Origin of the sequence: uncultured Arcobacter sp. (genome assembly GCF_937982575.1) — a bacterium.
Taxonomy (GTDB): domain Bacteria; phylum Campylobacterota; class Campylobacteria; order Campylobacterales; family Arcobacteraceae; genus Arcobacter.
Map to the genome: position 1 here is coordinate 1 of NZ_CALJLR010000005.1, position 16,690 is coordinate 16,690.

At 28.5% G+C, this 16,690-nt stretch carries 19 protein-coding genes; 14 read left to right on the plus strand and 5 right to left on the minus strand.

Annotation, left to right across the window (positions count from 1 at the left end):
- The 5 genes from Q0617_RS03475 to Q0617_RS03495 form a co-directional block, all read left to right on the plus strand.
- A partial coding sequence (locus Q0617_RS03475; RefSeq protein WP_298750525.1) for a tetratricopeptide repeat protein occupies nucleotides 1-1,829 on the plus strand: 1,829 nt, incomplete at its 5' end.
- Nucleotides 1,826-2,578, plus strand: coding sequence for a hypothetical protein (locus Q0617_RS03480; protein WP_298750528.1), 753 nt, complete (start codon nucleotides 1,826-1,828; stop codon nucleotides 2,576-2,578). The genes Q0617_RS03475 and Q0617_RS03480, both read left to right, overlap by 4 nt.
- 41 nt (nucleotides 2,579-2,619) lie before the next feature.
- A complete protein-coding gene (locus Q0617_RS03485; RefSeq protein ID WP_298750529.1) occupies nucleotides 2,620-3,252 on the plus strand; it encodes a hypothetical protein in 633 nt (210 codons plus the stop codon).
- Between the two features lie 3 nt (nucleotides 3,253-3,255).
- Nucleotides 3,256-3,723: a GNAT family N-acetyltransferase gene (locus Q0617_RS03490; RefSeq protein ID WP_298750532.1), complete on the plus strand. Its 468-nt coding sequence runs from the start codon at nucleotides 3,256-3,258 to the stop codon at nucleotides 3,721-3,723.
- 13 nt (nucleotides 3,724-3,736) lie between these two features.
- Nucleotides 3,737-4,180, plus strand: a complete 444-nt coding sequence (locus Q0617_RS03495; protein WP_298750534.1) for a GyrI-like domain-containing protein — start codon at nucleotides 3,737-3,739, stop codon at nucleotides 4,178-4,180.
- 15 nt (nucleotides 4,181-4,195) lie between these two features.
- Here the strand turns inward: Q0617_RS03495 and Q0617_RS03500 are convergent, their stop codons facing one another.
- On the minus strand, nucleotides 4,196-5,131 hold the full coding sequence (locus Q0617_RS03500; RefSeq protein WP_298750535.1) for a multidrug resistance efflux transporter family protein: 936 nt from the start codon (nucleotides 5,129-5,131) through the stop codon (nucleotides 4,196-4,198).
- Nucleotides 5,132-5,229: 98 nt separating this feature from the next.
- On the opposite strand from Q0617_RS03500, the gene Q0617_RS03505 reads away from it, so the two are divergent.
- The gene (locus tag Q0617_RS03505; protein ID WP_298750537.1) at nucleotides 5,230-5,880 is read left to right on the plus strand and encodes an MOSC domain-containing protein; all 651 of its coding nucleotides are present in this window, start codon (nucleotides 5,230-5,232) and stop codon (nucleotides 5,878-5,880) included.
- A gap of 7 nt (nucleotides 5,881-5,887) precedes the next feature.
- Here the strand turns inward: Q0617_RS03505 and Q0617_RS03510 are convergent, their stop codons facing one another.
- Genes Q0617_RS03510 through Q0617_RS03520 form a run of 3 tightly spaced genes read right to left on the minus strand, consistent with a single transcriptional unit; the run spans nucleotide 5,888 to nucleotide 7,692 of the window.
- On the minus strand, nucleotides 5,888-6,118 hold the full coding sequence (locus Q0617_RS03510; protein WP_298750539.1) for a hypothetical protein: 231 nt from the start codon (nucleotides 6,116-6,118) through the stop codon (nucleotides 5,888-5,890).
- A gap of 42 nt (nucleotides 6,119-6,160) precedes the next feature.
- On the minus strand, nucleotides 6,161-7,315 hold the full coding sequence (locus Q0617_RS03515) for a DUF3095 domain-containing protein (RefSeq protein ID WP_298750541.1): 1,155 nt from the start codon (nucleotides 7,313-7,315) through the stop codon (nucleotides 6,161-6,163).
- On the minus strand, nucleotides 7,315-7,692 hold the full coding sequence (locus Q0617_RS03520; RefSeq protein WP_298750543.1) for a helix-turn-helix domain-containing protein: 378 nt from the start codon (nucleotides 7,690-7,692) through the stop codon (nucleotides 7,315-7,317). The genes Q0617_RS03515 and Q0617_RS03520 overlap by 1 nt, the downstream gene beginning before the upstream one ends.
- Before the next feature lie 127 nt (nucleotides 7,693-7,819).
- On the opposite strand from Q0617_RS03520, the gene Q0617_RS03525 reads away from it, so the two are divergent.
- Genes Q0617_RS03525 through Q0617_RS03550 form a run of 6 tightly spaced genes read left to right on the plus strand, consistent with a single transcriptional unit; the run spans nucleotide 7,820 to nucleotide 12,515 of the window.
- The gene (locus Q0617_RS03525) at nucleotides 7,820-8,410 is read left to right on the plus strand and encodes an NAD(P)H-dependent oxidoreductase (RefSeq protein WP_298750544.1); all 591 of its coding nucleotides are present in this window, start codon (nucleotides 7,820-7,822) and stop codon (nucleotides 8,408-8,410) included.
- A 60-nt stretch (nucleotides 8,411-8,470) separates the two neighbouring features.
- Nucleotides 8,471-8,767 carry a putative quinol monooxygenase gene (locus Q0617_RS03530; RefSeq protein ID WP_298750547.1) on the plus strand — a complete coding sequence of 99 codons (297 nt, stop codon included), beginning with the start codon at nucleotides 8,471-8,473 and terminating at the stop codon, nucleotides 8,765-8,767.
- Nucleotides 8,768-8,777: 10 nt separating this feature from the next.
- Entirely contained in the window at nucleotides 8,778-9,806 is a 1,029-nt protein-coding gene (locus tag Q0617_RS03535) for an NADH:flavin oxidoreductase/NADH oxidase (protein WP_298750549.1), read from the plus strand.
- A complete protein-coding gene (locus Q0617_RS03540; protein ID WP_298750551.1) occupies nucleotides 9,806-10,732 on the plus strand; it encodes a DMT family transporter in 927 nt (308 codons plus the stop codon). The genes Q0617_RS03535 and Q0617_RS03540 overlap by 1 nt, the downstream gene beginning before the upstream one ends.
- A gap of 9 nt (nucleotides 10,733-10,741) precedes the next feature.
- Nucleotides 10,742-11,875 (plus strand): iron-containing alcohol dehydrogenase, encoded by a 1,134-nt coding sequence (locus tag Q0617_RS03545; RefSeq protein ID WP_298750553.1) that lies wholly within the window; start codon nucleotides 10,742-10,744, stop codon nucleotides 11,873-11,875.
- A 10-nt stretch (nucleotides 11,876-11,885) separates the two neighbouring features.
- Nucleotides 11,886-12,515 carry an NAD(P)H-dependent oxidoreductase gene (locus tag Q0617_RS03550; protein WP_298750555.1) on the plus strand — a complete coding sequence of 210 codons (630 nt, stop codon included), beginning with the start codon at nucleotides 11,886-11,888 and terminating at the stop codon, nucleotides 12,513-12,515.
- 17 nt (nucleotides 12,516-12,532) lie between these two features.
- Here the strand turns inward: Q0617_RS03550 and Q0617_RS03555 are convergent, their stop codons facing one another.
- Nucleotides 12,533-13,456: an AEC family transporter gene (locus tag Q0617_RS03555; RefSeq protein ID WP_298750557.1), complete on the minus strand. Its 924-nt coding sequence runs from the start codon at nucleotides 13,454-13,456 to the stop codon at nucleotides 12,533-12,535.
- A gap of 131 nt (nucleotides 13,457-13,587) precedes the next feature.
- On the opposite strand from Q0617_RS03555, the gene thiI reads away from it, so the two are divergent.
- Entirely contained in the window at nucleotides 13,588-15,060 is a 1,473-nt protein-coding gene (gene thiI / locus Q0617_RS03560; RefSeq protein ID WP_298750559.1) for a tRNA uracil 4-sulfurtransferase ThiI, read from the plus strand.
- 110 nt (nucleotides 15,061-15,170) lie between these two features.
- Nucleotides 15,171-16,667 carry a hypothetical protein gene (locus Q0617_RS03565; protein WP_298750561.1) on the plus strand — a complete coding sequence of 499 codons (1,497 nt, stop codon included), beginning with the start codon at nucleotides 15,171-15,173 and terminating at the stop codon, nucleotides 16,665-16,667.
- The last annotated feature ends 23 nt before the right edge of the window (nucleotides 16,668-16,690 follow it).

Genomic DNA, 16,690 nt, shown 5'->3' on the forward strand with positions numbered 1-16,690 from the left:
AAAATCACGCAGATACGGCAGACTCTTATAATTGCTTAGGCGTTTATTATGATAGAATAAATGATTTTGAAAAAGCAAAAGAGTACTTAGATAAAGCATTAAAGATAAGATTGGAAGTATTAGGAGAAAATCACGCAGATACGGCAGACTCTTATAATTGCTTAGGCGTTTATTATGATAGGATAAATGATTTTGAGAAATCAAAAGAGTACTATGATAAAGCACAAAAAATAAGATTGGAAGTATTAGGAGAAAATCACGCAGATACGGCAGACTCTTATAATTGCTTAGGCGTTTATTATGATAGGATAAATGATTTTGAGAAATCAAAAGAGTACTATGATAAAGCATTAAAGATAAGATTGGAAGTATTAGGAGAAAATCATGCTGATACTGCAGAGTCTTACAATAATTTAGGTTTTTATTATTATAGGGTAAATGAGTTAGTAAAAGAAAGAGAGTACTTTGAAAAAGCACTAAGAATTTCTTTGAAACTAGGGAATAGGATTTCTAATATAAATAAAAGTACAAAACTTTTTTATAATAATTTAAAGTCTATTTCGTATAAAAAATTCTTTATTGATTCAAGCTTTAGTATTGCACCTTTTGTTAAAAAAGCAAAAATTGAAAACTTCAAACTTTTAAAAGATTTTGAAATAGAGTTTTCACCAAATATAAATATTATAATAGGGGAAAATTCTTCAGGAAAAACATCTTTATTACAAGCACTTACTTTAGGACTTTTAGAAGAGAATTATAGTGGAGAATCAAATGAAAAGTATCCAAACTACATAACAAAAAGTAAAGATAGTGCTAATATTGATTTAACGATAGATGAATATAAAAAGAGTGTTAAAATAACATCTCAAGAAAGAACAATAGATAATATTATACTTTCTCCTTTTGTTTTATCATATGGTTCAAATATCTTTACAAAATACAAGCTTGAAGTAAATGATTTGGTTTCAGATATTTTAGAAAAAAAGATTACAAATAATTTTACAAACTCTATTTTTAAAGATTATGTAGATGAGTTTCATAATCCAAAAAGTATTTTAAATGAACTTGAAAGAATTGATACACGAAGAGCAAAAGAGGTAAAAAAAATATTTATAAATACTATAAATAATTTACAAGATGAATATGAGCTAGTATATGATAAAGGAAAGTATTTTTTTAAACACAATAATAAAAATATTTTTAAATTAGAAAACTTAAGTGAAGGATATAGAAATAATATCTTACTTATAACAGATATTTTAGTAAGAATTTTAGGGATAGGAAAAACTCCTGAAACAATAGAAGGTGTTATCTTAATAGATGAGTTTGATAGACATCTTCATCCAAAATGGCAATCAAATATTGTATCTAAACTACTAGATACTTTTCCGAAAATTCAATTTATTTTAACTACCCATAATCCTATGTCAATATTAGATAGAAACGAAGATGAAATAACTATTATTAAAGAAATAGATGGAAAGCTAGAAGCTCAAAAAGGTTCAGGTACTAAAAATATTGATGTTGGAATGGTACTTTTAAAATATTTTGGAGTAAATTCTTTAGTAGGTGAAGAGATGCAAAAAAACCTATCAAAATTTACTAAGATAAAGCTTTTAGATGAATTAACAGATGAACAAGAGGATGAACTAAAAAGTTTAGAAGATAAATTAAGTGAAACAGTTGCAACAAACTTTATTTACAATAGAGGATACTTTCAGTTCTTAAAATTTATAAAAGAACATAAAGATATAGAATTTGAAAAATTAGATGAGATGAGTGAAGATGAAATAGATGATTTATTAAAGGATTTTGAGGAATCTTTATGATAGATATGAGAGAGATTTATGTAGATAAACTTTTCCAAGAAGCTCTAACAGAGTTTAACCATAAGGAACTTGATGGAGATTGCACTGGAGTGAGTGAATGTAAATGGAAAGTTTTTAAAAAAGCTTTTTTAGAATTTACTAATTCTAAATGTCCTATTTGTGAAAAATTAATAGATGAATATTCTCATATTGACCATTATCGACCAAAAGATAAAACTTTATACCCATTTTTGGAGTGTTGTTATCAAAATTACATGTTAATGTGCCCTGTTTGTAATAGTACCTATAAGAAAACTGATTTTCCATTATATGGTCAAAATAGAATACGGGCTAAAAATAAGTCTGAGTTGACAAATGAAAAGCCACTTATTGCTAATCCTTTACATGATGATATTTACGAACTTTTTGAATTGCAGTTTATTAATACTACAAAGGGTAAGTCAATTTTAATTCTTAATCCAAGAAAAGATTTAGATGAATATAAAAAAGCAAAAGCAGAAAAAACAATAGAATTTTATGGAATAGGTAATTGTGATAATAATGAGAAAATGAGTAGTTGTAGAATAGATTTATTGGAAGAACATTATGAAAGGCTTTTAGATTTTGCTAGATTATCTAAGAAGTGTTTAACTCAAAAAACAGAAGAAAATAAAAAGATATTAGCAGGTTATGTTAAGGATAAACCTAATATAAAGAAATATGGATTTTATAAGTTTATAGTGAAGAACCAATTTAAAATTGCGGTTTAGTAAGTAGAAGTTATATTTATAATTAAAAGGTTTTTGTAAAAATGAACACAGAAAAACTAAAAGATGTAGAGTCTGAATTTTTTGATGCCTATCCAAAGGGCTTTGAGGATGAGAAGTTAATTAAACTTATAAAAAAGTTCAACCCTGAAAAGCTAGAAGCCTATGCAAAAGATGCTTTTCAAAAAGAGAATTTTTCAGACCCTCATTTTATAGCAGAGGCATATTTTAAAACTATCCAAAAATCAGTTATGGTATCACTTTTTGATAAGGTTAAACTTCGTGATGTGATTAAGGCTTTGACTTCATATGAAAAAGATATGCTGAGTATCGAACTTTATGAACTGTTGCATGGAAATAAGAAAAATGGTTTTGAAGGGCTTGTGGAGTTTTTAGCTGAGTTTGGTATGGCAAAGTGGACTTTGGTTACTCTTGTACCTTATAGTATAAATAGGCAAACAGAGTATTTTATTAAACCCACAACTACAAAAAATATCATAAAGTATTTGGAGATACCAGACTTGATATATAAACCAAGACCATCTTATGAGTTTTATAAAGAGTATTCAAAAGTATTAGATACTATTAAATCAAAAGTTTCAGGACCACTATCCTTTGACAATGCTGCTTTTACAGGATTTTTAAAAATGGGTATTGAAATTTGTAATGAGCAATAAACAATGAAGATAGAAATAATAGAGTATGACCACCACTTTAAAAAAGATATTCCTATTCTTTTTACAAACACTATTCATAAAACTTGCAATAAAGATTACACCCAAGCCCAACTTGATGCATGGGCAAATCCAAATATAGATTTTGAAATTTGGGAAAAAAAAGTAGCTAAAACGAAACCATATTTAGCTATTATTCAAAACAAGTTAGTAGGCTTTGTAGAGTTTTATGAAGATTATATTGACTGTTTTTATATTCATCATCAGTATCAAGGTATGGGTGTAGGAAAAAGTTTAATGGAACATGTTTTATCAATAGCAAAAAATAATAATATATCTAAAATAAAAGTTGATGTAAGTATTACTGCTAAGCCATTTTTTGAAAAATTTGGATTTAAGCAAGTAAAAATGAACCATGTAAAAAGGTGCGATGAAGAGTTGATTAATTTTTCTATGCAATTAGATAATAAATAAAATTGGAGTTTTAATGAAAGTAACAAAAGTAAAAGACCTAATGATTTCAGGTCTTAGTACAACTACAAATAACAAGTTCGAATTAGAATCAGAAGATGGTAAAATTCCTCAGTTGTGGGAAGATTATATTGAGAAAAATGTTTATGGAAGTACTTTTAATAAAGCAAATAGTAAATATATGTATGGTGTTTATACTGACTATACAAGTGATGTAAATGGTGACTATACAGTAACTGTGGGTGTTGAAGTTACAAAACCTAAAAATGCTATTGTTATTAAAGATGAAAGATATTTAGTATTTTCAAACAAAGGTGAGCTTCCTGATATGGTTTTACAAACTTGGGCTGAGATTTGGGAATACTTTGAAAACAATAGTGAATATGAAAGAAAATATAGTATAGATTTTGAAAAATATGTTAAAGAAGATGAGATAGAGATTTATATCTCTATAAAATAAAAACCTTACAAAATATCAATATGCTTGATATTTTGTAAATAAAAATAGTCCTGCCATTATAAGTACAAGTCCTACCATAGCGATTAGATTTAAAGAGCCTGTTCCTAAAAATATCATTCCACCAATCAATGCAAAAACTACCTCTGTAGCTTGTGTAGCATCAACTGCTGCAAGTTCGTTTGAATTTTTAGCGATATTTCTAGTATATAAAAATATTGAAGTTGCAAATACACCTGAGAATAGAGCTACAAAGGCTGTATTCATTATTTGAGAGTCACTTGGTGCACTTGGTTGAATAATAGCTATTAAAACAAACCACAATGGTAAAGAGCCAAGAGAGAGTAAAAATACTTTATTAAAAGCATTGTTTAAGAGCTTTGATTTAATTTGTGGTACATTTTTATGTTCACCATTCTTTGCTTCCCATACAAGTTGATTTCCTATTGGATAACAAAAAGAGGCAATAAGAATAGGAAATCCACCTAACAATAGAGCTTTTAAATCAAATGTTTCCATATGAGCTAGATTTACTAAACAAACTCCAACGAATATTATAATTGAAAAAAACCAAATCTTTTTAGGAAATTTTTTACCAAAAAACATCAACACAAAAAGAGTAGCTACAACTGTAAATTGCCAAGTGGCAGCTATTACCCAACCAGGAGAAAAATCAGCACTAAAACAAATCAAGGCATAAAAAAATCCAAATCCTACTGTTCCGCTTATTGTCCAGAAAATATAATTACTAAGGTATAGTTTACATACATCAATAACTCTTTGAATTCCACCTTGGAATATCAAAACAAGAGCTAAAAATATTATCATAAAAAAGTATCTAAGTGTTGCAGACCAAAGCCAATGTCCACCTGATATACTCATAAGTTCATTTAAAACAAATGTAGTACTAAAAAATGCACCAGCAATAATTCCTAATATAATTAATTTAAACATTTATAATATCCGATAAAACAATTTTGCAGAACTCTAACATAATGTCACTTTATCTTTTTTGTGGTATATTTATTAAAAAATTAAATTCTTGGGTTTATATGAAAACAATAGCAAAAATAATTTCACTTAAAGTTGGAAAAGCAAAAGAGTTAAAGAATAAAGAAAAGGTAATACAGTCAGCTATAAATAAAAAAATTGTAGAAGAGTCATATCTTACAAAAATAGGTTTTAAAGGTGATGACCAAGTTAATAAAAAATATCATGGTGGACCTAATAAAGCGGTACTTTTTTACTCTTCTTTAACTTATGAAAAATTAAATGAAGTACTAAATATAAATTTAGACTATAAAGATATATCACCTTTAGGTGAAAACTTACTTGTATCAGAAATTACTGAAGAAGATATTTGTGTAGGAGATATTCTGAAGCTAGGAGATGCTGTTGTTCAAGTAACACAGCCAAGAGAACCTTGTAATGTATTAAATATAAATACAAAAACAAAAGAGATGCTAAAAACTGTAATCAAATATGGATATACAGGATGGTATGCAAAAGTTATAGAAGAGGGTGTTGTAAAACAAACGAATAGTGTAGAACTTGTTGAAAGATTATTTCCAAATCTAACAATTGAAAAATTAAACAATGCAAAAGCAAACCCAAAAGAAAATCTTGATTTTATACAAGAAACTATATCTTGTGAAGTATTGGGAGCGCCTTTTAAAGAGGCTTTAGAAAAACATTTGGGATAAAATAGTATTAAACTATTTTATCCACTTCATATTCATAACAATCTTTTATATCACTATACTCAAAATCTTTATATTCTGGTGATGTTATCTCATAATTTAGTCTTGTAAGCTCATCATTGAGACTAACTTTTGAAAAATCCATAGAATGTAACTTTGGAAAATCCTCAATTATATTACCAATTGTAGTTATTGAATCAAAGGCATTTGGATCAAATGGAAGTTTACTTTTTTTACTCATAGATATCCTTATTTTATCGTATAATTAACTACAATGCATTTTTCATTCTTTTGCTTTTAATCTTGCTTTTAATGCTTTTGATGCAAGAGCATATCCACCATTTGAACTATCTACAAAGTGAATATGTTTACCATGTCGCTCAAAAATAAGACAAGTCATCAATGCTGAGTCTGATTTGTGTATACCATAGACTAAATAGTCATCTTGATACTCTTTTTCTAAATAATCCTCAAGCTCTTTTGTTTGTATTTTATCTGTTGAAATTACCATTCTTAGCATATCATCAAACTTTTCTGTGTCTGTAGTTCTCATGATTCTATTTTTATAATCACCCCATTTACCAATAGAAAACTTCATAAGAAAAACTCCAAGTAAATTTTCAATAATAATCCCTATTATCGCAAAAAATTTAGAAAAAATATTTAAAGAAGAGAGTGAAGCCTCTGTATTTAAAACTTTTGGATTAAATGAAACATTAAGTTGATTTATCTCTTTTATAGGATTTCTTTGGGTTTGAGAACCTGCTATTTCGTCTATTTTATTTAAAACATTTTGATAAATAACATTTGATTTTTCGAGGTTTGTACTTTTTATCAATAAGGCAATTGTTTCCTCTTTAGGACTTTTAATATCTTCCCAACGACACTCTAATCCATCAAAATCAGGAAGATAGTCATATGTAAAGTTTTCATCTATTTTAAAAGTTTTATACTCTTTTTTTAAAAGATCTTCAGCAAGTTCAAGTCCATTGCCTCTTACTATTGCTTGAGTGTAATCTTTTGTGGCTCTAAATTTAGTGATTTCAATAAAAGAGCCTTTTTCTTTTATCTCTTTTACACTCACAACTCCCACTCTTAAGTCTAACTCAAATACGTCTTTTGCTTTTTTTGCAGTTTCTAAGAGTACAACTTTTGCTCTATCTAGTAAATGTGGAGGTATAATTAAACTAGCTCCATCACCACCAAATATATATGGAAATTCTGAATTTTTATCAATATTTAAAACACCTATTATTGCAAGAGCAGCTACAAAGTTTACTTTTTTGTACATACCTTTTTCTATAGCTTTTGTAGAGCCTTTTATATCAGAAACCAAAACATACCAATTTTCAGGTATCTTAGAATAGTTACTATCATCCATAATTTGAGAAAAATCTTTTATCTCTTCTAATTCTTTATAAAATTGTGTGGTATTCATTAATTTTGCTTACAAAGTGTTGTTTCACATGGATTTTCATCTGTGATTTTTCCACACTCTCCAACATAAGCGATTCCCCACTTGTACATCTCTTCTAATACAGGTTTTAGTTTTTTTCCACAGTCAGTAAGACTATATACTACTTTTGGTGGAACTTCAGCATAAACTTCTCTATGAATAATATTTTTTTCTTCCAATTCTTTTAGTTTAATAGTTAATGTTTTTTGTGTGATTTCACTTACGGTTTCATGTAAGTCTTTAAATCTCATATCCGAATCTAATAGATGCCAAATAATGCCTAACTTCCATCTATCATTAAATATGTCAAGTGTAACAGCAACTGAACACTTATATTCTTTATCATTTATATAATACATCATAAATCCTTTTCTTGGAATAATTATATCATAAACTAAATAAAAGTGTATTACTTACCTAAAGTAAAGTAAGGGTAAATTAAGTTTACAAGCTATATAATTTTTAAATAAGTTTTTAGGAGAAAAAATGAAAAATGTATTAATAATAAATGGACATCAATATTATAAAGATATAGCAGAAGGAAATCTAACTAGAAGTTATATAAATAAAGCAGATGAGTTTTTATCAAAAAATGGCTTTACTATAAAACATAGTACAGTAGATAAAGAGTATGATATCAACGAAGAAGTAGAAAAGTTTGCTTGGGCAGATTATATAATTTTTCAATATCCTGTTTATTGGATGAGCTTACCTTGGAAAGCAAAAAAATATGTTGATGAAATTTTTTCAACTGGGGCAGGGAAAGTAACATATGCTGGTGATGGAAGAAGTAGAGAAGATGCTAGTAAAAAATATGGAAGTGGTGGATTAATGAACGACAAAAAATATATGCTAAGTCTTACATATAACTGTCCAATAAGTGAATTTGATAATAAAGATGGTTTTTTTGAAGGTTTATCTTTAGATGAAGCAAATTATGCCGTACATAAGACATTTCAATTTTGTGGAGCAAAACAGTTAGAAACATATTCAGTGCATGATATTTTTAAAGGTGACTTGGATTTAAATTCTCAATTAGGTATATTTGAGAAAATATTGACTAAAAACTTTTTGTAAAATATAATTTAAAAAACTATACAAAACAAGATTTAAATTTGAAAATCAAAAGGAAACATTATGAAAAACATAGTAATTGTAGCGACAATAAAAGTAAAAGATGGTTTTAAAGATGTAGTTTTTAATGAACTTAAAAACTTGTATAAAGCTACTCATAAATTTGATGTAGGATGTATTCAATATGATTTACATAAAGATTTAGATGATGAAAATAGCTTTACATTTGTAGAGACTTGGGAGAACCAAGAATTATTATCAGCACATGAAAAAAAAGAACATTTTCTCTCTTTTGTAGCTACTATCAAAGATAAAATTGAACTCTTGACAATTAATAAGTTAGAAAAAGTAGATATCTAAAGGAGTTTTTATGAATTTATTATTCCAAGAGGGACAAATAGGAGATTTGAAGCTAAAAAATAGAATTGTTATGCCTCCTATGTGTATGTATAAAAGTGATAATAGTGGTGAATTAAAGACTTTTCACAAGGGGCATTATTTAAGTAGAGCTATTGGTGGAGTTGGTTTTATTATTATTGAAGCAACAGCTATTGAGCCAAGAGGAAGAATCTCTGCAAATGATTTAGGTCTTTGGAATGATTCTTTAATAGAATCACACAAAATATTAAATGAACAAATGCACTCTTTTGGAGCAAAAACTGCTATTCAATTAGCACATGCTGGTAGAAAATGTACAGTTGAAGATGAAACTCCTCTTGCACCAAGTTCAATAGCTTTTAGTGAAAACAAACCTTTCAAAAAGCCAATTGCTGCGACACTTGAAGATATAAATGAGATAAAAGAACTGTTTATAAAAGCAGCTCTTAGAGCTAAAAGTGCTAATTATGATGCCATAGAACTTCATGGAGCTCATGGGTATTTTTTATGTGAGTTTTTATCTCCTTTGAGTAATCACAGAAATGATATTTATGGAGGCAGTTTAGAAAACAGATGTAGATTACTTTTAGAAATAGCAAAAGAGTTAAAGCAAAAAGTTGATTTACCTTTAATTGTAAGAATAAGTGCAGATGAGTGGATGAGTGAAGGTTGGAATATAACTGATTCAATTTATCTTTCAAAAGAGTTAGAAAAAATTGGGGTTGATTCTATCCATGTTTCCTCTGGAGGAAATCAAGAAAAACCAAATAAAGCAATAGAATTAAAACCTATGTACCAAGCAAATTTTGCAAAAGCGATAAAAAAAGAGGTAAATATCCCAGTGATTGCTGTGGGATTAATCACAACAGCACAAGAGGGTGAAAAGCTTTTAGAAGAATTGTATTGTGATTTTGTTGCTTATGGAAGAGAACTGTTGCGTTCACCAAATTTTACTTTTATTGCTGCTAATGAGTTTAGTAAAAAAGAGTTTATAGATTCCTCATATCAAAGAGCCTTTTAATGCCACAAGAAGAGAATAAAACTAAATATTTTGTTGGTATGTTTATTGCCATGGTACTTTGGGGTATTGCTTGGACATCTGGAAAAGCAGCTGTTGAACACTCAAATATCCAAGTCTCATCTTTTTGGAGATATTTTATATCTTTTATTGGAATGATTCCTGTTATTTTTTATATGAAAAGATCTCTAAAAAGTGACTTTGTAGGATATATCTATATGGTTTTAGGTGGATTGTTGAGTGCCTTGTTTTCTTATCTTTTTTTTGCAGGACTTTCCCATGGAGAAGCGGGATATGGAGGCACAATGGTTACGTCACTAGTTCCTTTGCTTACATATTTTTTATCTATGATAATATTTAGTACAAAAGTCTCTTCAAAACAAGTTGTAGCATTGGGAATTGGTGTTTTTGGTGCTATTGTACTACTTCGTATTCCTATGGAAGGATTATCTTTTTTAAATATAAATAGTATATATTTTTTATTGTGTGCAATTGTTTGGTCTTTTGTAACAATTATAACTCAAAAAGTATCCCATAGAGTTGATCCAATGTTTTATACCTTGGTTCTTTTAGGAGTAACATCTTTTACAAATATGTTATTTGCCTTACCTTATCATCCTTTTGATATAGCTCTATATGACTCAATATTTTGGTGGAATATTCTTTTTGTAGGACTTCTATCAGGAACATTTTCAATGGCAATGTTTTTTGCAAGTGCCAGTAGAATAGGGGCCCATAATACTGGTGTATTTATGTTTATTGTTCCTATTGGAGCAGTTGTATCAAGCTATTTTTTTTATGATGAAAAAATTGCTTTATCTACTATACTTGGTTGCTTGTTATCATTTGTTGCCGTTGTATTATTTAACAAAAAAAGTAGAATTGAAAAAATGAGATTAAAAGCATTAGAAAAAACAGATAATTTATAAAGGAATAATATGCAGTTTTCATATATAAATCCAACTCAAATAGAGTTTGGTCAAGGAAAAATAGAAAAAATATCACAACTAATATCAAAAGAAGATAGAGTTTTATTTTTATATGGTGGTGGAAGTATAAAGAAAAATGGTGTTTATACTCAAGTTAAAGATGCCTTATCAAATCATACTTGGTTTGAGTTTGGAGGAATTGAACCAAACCCTAAAAAAGAGACTTTAGATAAGGCTATTTTATATGCAAGAGAAAACAGAGTTGATTTTGTATTAGCAGTTGGTGGTGGTTCTGTTATTGATGGTGCGAAATATCTTGCAAATGCTTATTATCATGATGGTGATGGATGGGATTTATTAGATGGGAAATTTATAGCTACAAAAGCTTTAAAAATAGGTGCAGTTTTAACTTTAGCTGCAACAGGAAGTGAATCAAATACAGGTTCTGTTATTACAAAAAAACAGACAAATGAAAAAAGATTTTTTCATTCTCCTTTTTCATACCCACAATTTGCAATTTTAGACCCAGATGTTTTAAAAAGTTTAGATGATAGACAACTAGTAAATGGAGTAGTTGATGCTTTTGTACATACATGTGAACAGTATTTAACCCAACCCCATGGAGCTTTGGCACAAGACTATTATAGTGAAGGACTTTTAAGAGGTTTAGTTGAACTTGCAAAGACATTTGAATCAAGGGATGACCTTTGGCATGCAAACCTTATGTGGCTTGCAAATCAAGCATTAAATGGACTAATTGGACTTGGTGTTCCTCAGGATTGGGCAACACATTTTATAGGTCATGAATTAAGTGGCTTATATGGCATAGACCATGCACGAACTTTAGCTATTATTCAACCAAATCTACTTACAATTCTAGCTGATGAAAAAAAAGACAAGCTTTTACAAATGGGAGAAAATGTATTTAAGATAAATACAAGTGACCCATTAGTTGTAGTGGAAAAAATTAGAGCTTTATATTCATCACTAAATATAGATTTAAAAATCTCTTCATATACTGAGGATAAAGAGATTACAAAAAAAGTTACAACACTTTTAGAAAAACATGGATTTACACAATTTGGTGATAGAGAAACAATTGATAAAACAGTTGTAGAAAAAATATTAGAAAAATCAATATAAAGGAATAATTATGGAAAAAAGTTTTATGGAAGCTATGGAATTTAGACATGCGTGTAAGATTTTTGATGAGAGTAAAAAGATAAGTGATGAGGATATGAAGTTTATCCTTGAAGCTGGAAGAAAATCACCATCTTCTTTTGGTATGGAAGCTTGGAAGTTTTTAGTTATCACAAATGAAGAGTTAAAAGCAAAACTCAGACCTTTTTGTTGGGATCAACCTCAAGTTACAACTTGTTCTCATTTGGTAATTGTTTTAGCTGGGATTGAAGGAGTAAAACCTGAAAGTGGAATCCCTGCAAAAAGATTTGCAAGACGAGATATGCCAAAAGAAAAATATGATTTTTACCTAAATCTTTATGCTGAACATCTAAAAGAGACTTTAAGCAGTGATAAAAATATTTATGCATGGACTGCAAGACAAACATTTATTGCTTTAGGAAATATGATGACAGCAGGTGCTGTTAAAGGAATAGATTCTTGTCCTATTGAAGGTTTTGATAAAGATGGTGTAGAAAAAGTATTAGGTCTTGATACTTCAAAATTCCAATTAACTTGTGTACTTCCTTTTGGATATAGAATTAATGAACAATCAACACAACTAAGAGAAAAATTTGAAGATATAGTAGAGTTTATTAAATAAAGAGTTTTACTCTTTATTTAATTTGTATATAAAAATATCATAAGTGGTATATAAAACAAAGATACCAATGTAGATATAAAAACTGCTAAAGACATCTTCAGGGGTTTAACATTTAGTAAGGTTGCTATTGTTACAGTATTTCCAGCAAGTGGTACGATAGAGAACAAAAACATCACCATATAAAAACCATCATTTAAAAAGTGTATAAAGTTTTTATCTATAAAAATAAATATCAAAATAAGTGCTGGCCAAAGTATAAACTTAATACCCAATGCATAAGAGATAAACTTTTTATCAAATGAGTTCTCTGTTTTGATATTTTCCATTCCCATACCTACAAGCATCATTCCCAAAATTGCATATGCACCTTTTAAATAGTTGCTATAGTCCATGAACATAGTAGGCATTTTTATATCTAGTAAGTTGAAGATAATTCCCAAAATAAAAGCATATATTACAGGTAGTTTTAATACTTTTATTAAACTATCTTTTGCACTAAAAGAACCCTTTGCTGTTATATAATATCCCACAGAGTTTTGATATAAGATAGAAGCTAGAACAGTAAAGATAAATACATCTACTAATCTAGGCTCTAAAAATAAAATTGCAAGTGGAATACCAATATTTCCAGTATTACCAGTAGCTGTGCTAAAAGCTAAAAGATTTGAAGTATTATCACTCCATACTTTTTTAAAAACTATCAATAAAACAAAAGCAAGAATTGAACTTAGAAGAAAAAAGAAAATAGGCATAAAAAGAACCGATGGGATAAGTTTTACATTTATAGTTGCATTAAATACAATTAGTGGAGCTAAAATAAAAAGTAGAATTTTGGCAACAGTATCTTTACTGCACTTTAAAATAGCAGTACTTAAAAAACCCAAAATAATACTAAAATATAAGGGAAGAATTTTTCCTAATAAAGTTAAAAAAATAGTCATTGTTTACCTTGAGTTGTTCTTATAATGCTATCTAATTATTATGTAAGAATTATGTTACCATCAAATATTAATTTTCAATTATTATTCTTATGATATAATTGCGCTTAATTAAAAATAAGGTTCATAGACGAATGGATATTTCTCCAATAAAAACACAAAAATTTATAATAAAACTATTCCCAGAAATAATGATAAAAGGGACATCTGCTAAAAGACAAATGGTTGCAAGACTTCATGGAAACCTACAAAAACTCTTAACAAGAATTTCACCAGATATTACAACTAAAAAATTTTTTGACAAGATAGAAGTAGTTTGTCCTATTGATGTTGTTACAGAAGTTAGGATTAAACTACTAGACACTCCAGGAATTGAGTTAGTTTTAGAAGCATTACAATTTGATAAAATCACAACAATTGATGAGATAAAAGAGATTGTTAATGAACATATGGCAAAAGAAATAATTGATAAAAGTTTTGTTGTAAGAGTAAAACGTTCAGGAACACATGAGTTTAAATCTACACAGATTGAGCAGACTGTTGGTGGATATATGCTTCATGAAAATAAAGGTTTGAGCAAAGGCGTAGATTTACGAAATGCTGAAGTTACTATAAATCTTGAACTAATAAACAATCAACTAAATATCATAACACTAAGACACAAGGGTCTTGGAGGATTTCCACTAGGCTCTCAAGGTGAGATTTTGTCACTTATGTCAGGAGGGTTTGACTCTACTGTAGCTTCATACCTTACTATGAAAAGAGGAATTAAAACACACTTTGTATTTTTCAATCTTGGCGGGGTGGCACATGAAATAGGTGTAAAACAAGTTGCTCTTTATTTGTGGAGTAAGTTTGGCTCTTCACATAGGGTGACTTTTACATCTATTCCTTTTGATGATGTAGTTACTGAAATATTTAGATCAACACATGAAACCTATATGGGAGTAACACTAAAAAGACTTATGTTAAAAGCCTCTGAAAAAATAGCCAATGAGTTAAAAATAGATGCGCTTCTAACAGGTGAGAGTGTGGCACAAGTTTCTAGTCAGACTTTACGAAACTTGGCATTGATTGACCAATCAACAAATAAACTTGTTTTAAGACCCCTTGCTACTATGAATAAACCAGATATTATAAATATAGCCAATGAGATTGGCACAAAAAGATTTGCAGAAACTATGCCTGAGTATTGTGGGGTAATTTCTAAAAACCCAACTACCCATGGCTCTTATGAAAGAATGGAAAAAGAGGCTAGTAAATTTGATTATTCTATTTTGGATAAAGCAGTAGAAAATGCTATTCAAATAAATGTGGATGAGATAAATGAAGATATAAAAGATATAGGTCAAATGGAAACGGTAAGTGATATTTCAAGTGGTAATTATGTTGTAATAGATATTAGGCAAAATGCAGAGTGTATAGAGACATCTTGTGAGACTATAAAAATCCCTTTTTATAAGTTGAAATCAGAGTTTGAAAAGCTTCCACAAGATAAAGAGTATTTATTTTATTGTGAAAAGGGAATTTTGAGTCAATTGCATGCTCAATATTTAAAAGATGCAAAAAATTTTAACAATATAAAAGTATATAGACCAGAAAAATAATATTTTAAGGTTCTTTATAAAACAGTTAATTTAATCTATTTTTATTGCTTTTTTACAATAAAAATAATAAAATACAAATAGAAAGAATAACTTTCAAAATAAGGTATAGTATGACAAACTCAGTTGATGTTGAGAAATGGCTTGATAGACACTCCATTGGTAATTTTTTTATTTCAAAAGATTTAAAAGTAACAGTTCATGGAAATGTTAATTTAAATGGAAAATTAACTGGGGATAAGCTACCTGTGACCTTTGACGTTGTTGATGGTTATTTTGATATTAGTAATAACTCTTTAAAATCACTTGAAGGGTGTCCTGAAAAAGTTACTGGGGATTTTAATTGTTCTCATAATATGATTGAATCTCTAATTGGATCTCCTATATCTGTATATGATTTTAATTGTTCATTTAATAAATTAGCCAATTTATCTTATTGTCCAAAAGAGATAGTGGGCTATTTAGATTGTTCAAACAATGAACTTACCACAATCAAAGGAAGTCCTAGAACTGTAAGGGGATACTTTAATTGTTCAGAAAATAAAATACACTCATTAAAGGGTGGTCCTAAATACGTAACTTTATATTTTGATTGTTCTCATAATATTTTGAGAGAATTAAAAGGTGGACCAATTACTGTTGGTGAAGATTATCTTTGTCATGGAAATGAGATACAAGATTTAGATGGTATCTCGGATGAAATAGGTTGGGATTTAATTACTGATGTTAGATTGAATCACTTAGTTCATAGTTTTGATGAGCAAACAACTACTTGGAGATATAAAGGTAAAGATGTAGTTGAACATGTTTATAAACCTATTGTCTCTTTACAAAACAGAGAAGATATTGAAAAGTGGTTACATAAATATGATATTACAAACTATAAGATTTTAGAAGATAACTCTGTTGATGTTACAGGAAGAGTAAAGTTATCTGATAGATTGGCAAACCTTTCAAGACTACCTTTAAAATTCAATGAAATAACTGGGGATTTTGATATAAGTGACAATGAGCTTACCTCCCTTGAAGGTTGTCCAAGTGTTGTAAAGGGTGATTTCTTAGCTTTTAAAAATGAAATTTACTCATTAAAAGGTGGACCAAAAGAGGTACAAGGAAACTATATTATTCTTAAAAATAATATTTCAAATTTAAAGTATGCTCCTACTATTGTAAAAGATGATTTTATTTGTTCACACAATCCAATAGATAGTTTAGAGGGATTAAATTTAGTTCAAGGTTCAATTTTTACAAATGTATCACTTCCTGATATCAAGTCTCAAAAGTTTGTCTATAATAAAATTACAACATATAAATATGCAGGTGATTTAGTTTGTGAATACTTGGATAGAATATATGTAACTTTAACTGATGAAGAAAAATTATTTGAAACAACAAGAAAAAAACTGCATAATGGTATCACGAAACTACTAAATAATAATTCTTTAAAACAAGAGATGGTAACAGATACCTTGCTTAAAAACTTAACAAAATACAATTTAAACGATTTAAAAGAGAAAGTACTTTGTATAAAAAACCCTAGTGATGATGATAAGAAAAAAGAACTAACAGAGAAAGAGCTTATAAAATTGGCTTTTGATGAAGAGGTTTAAATCGTTTTACTTTCGGTTTAGTT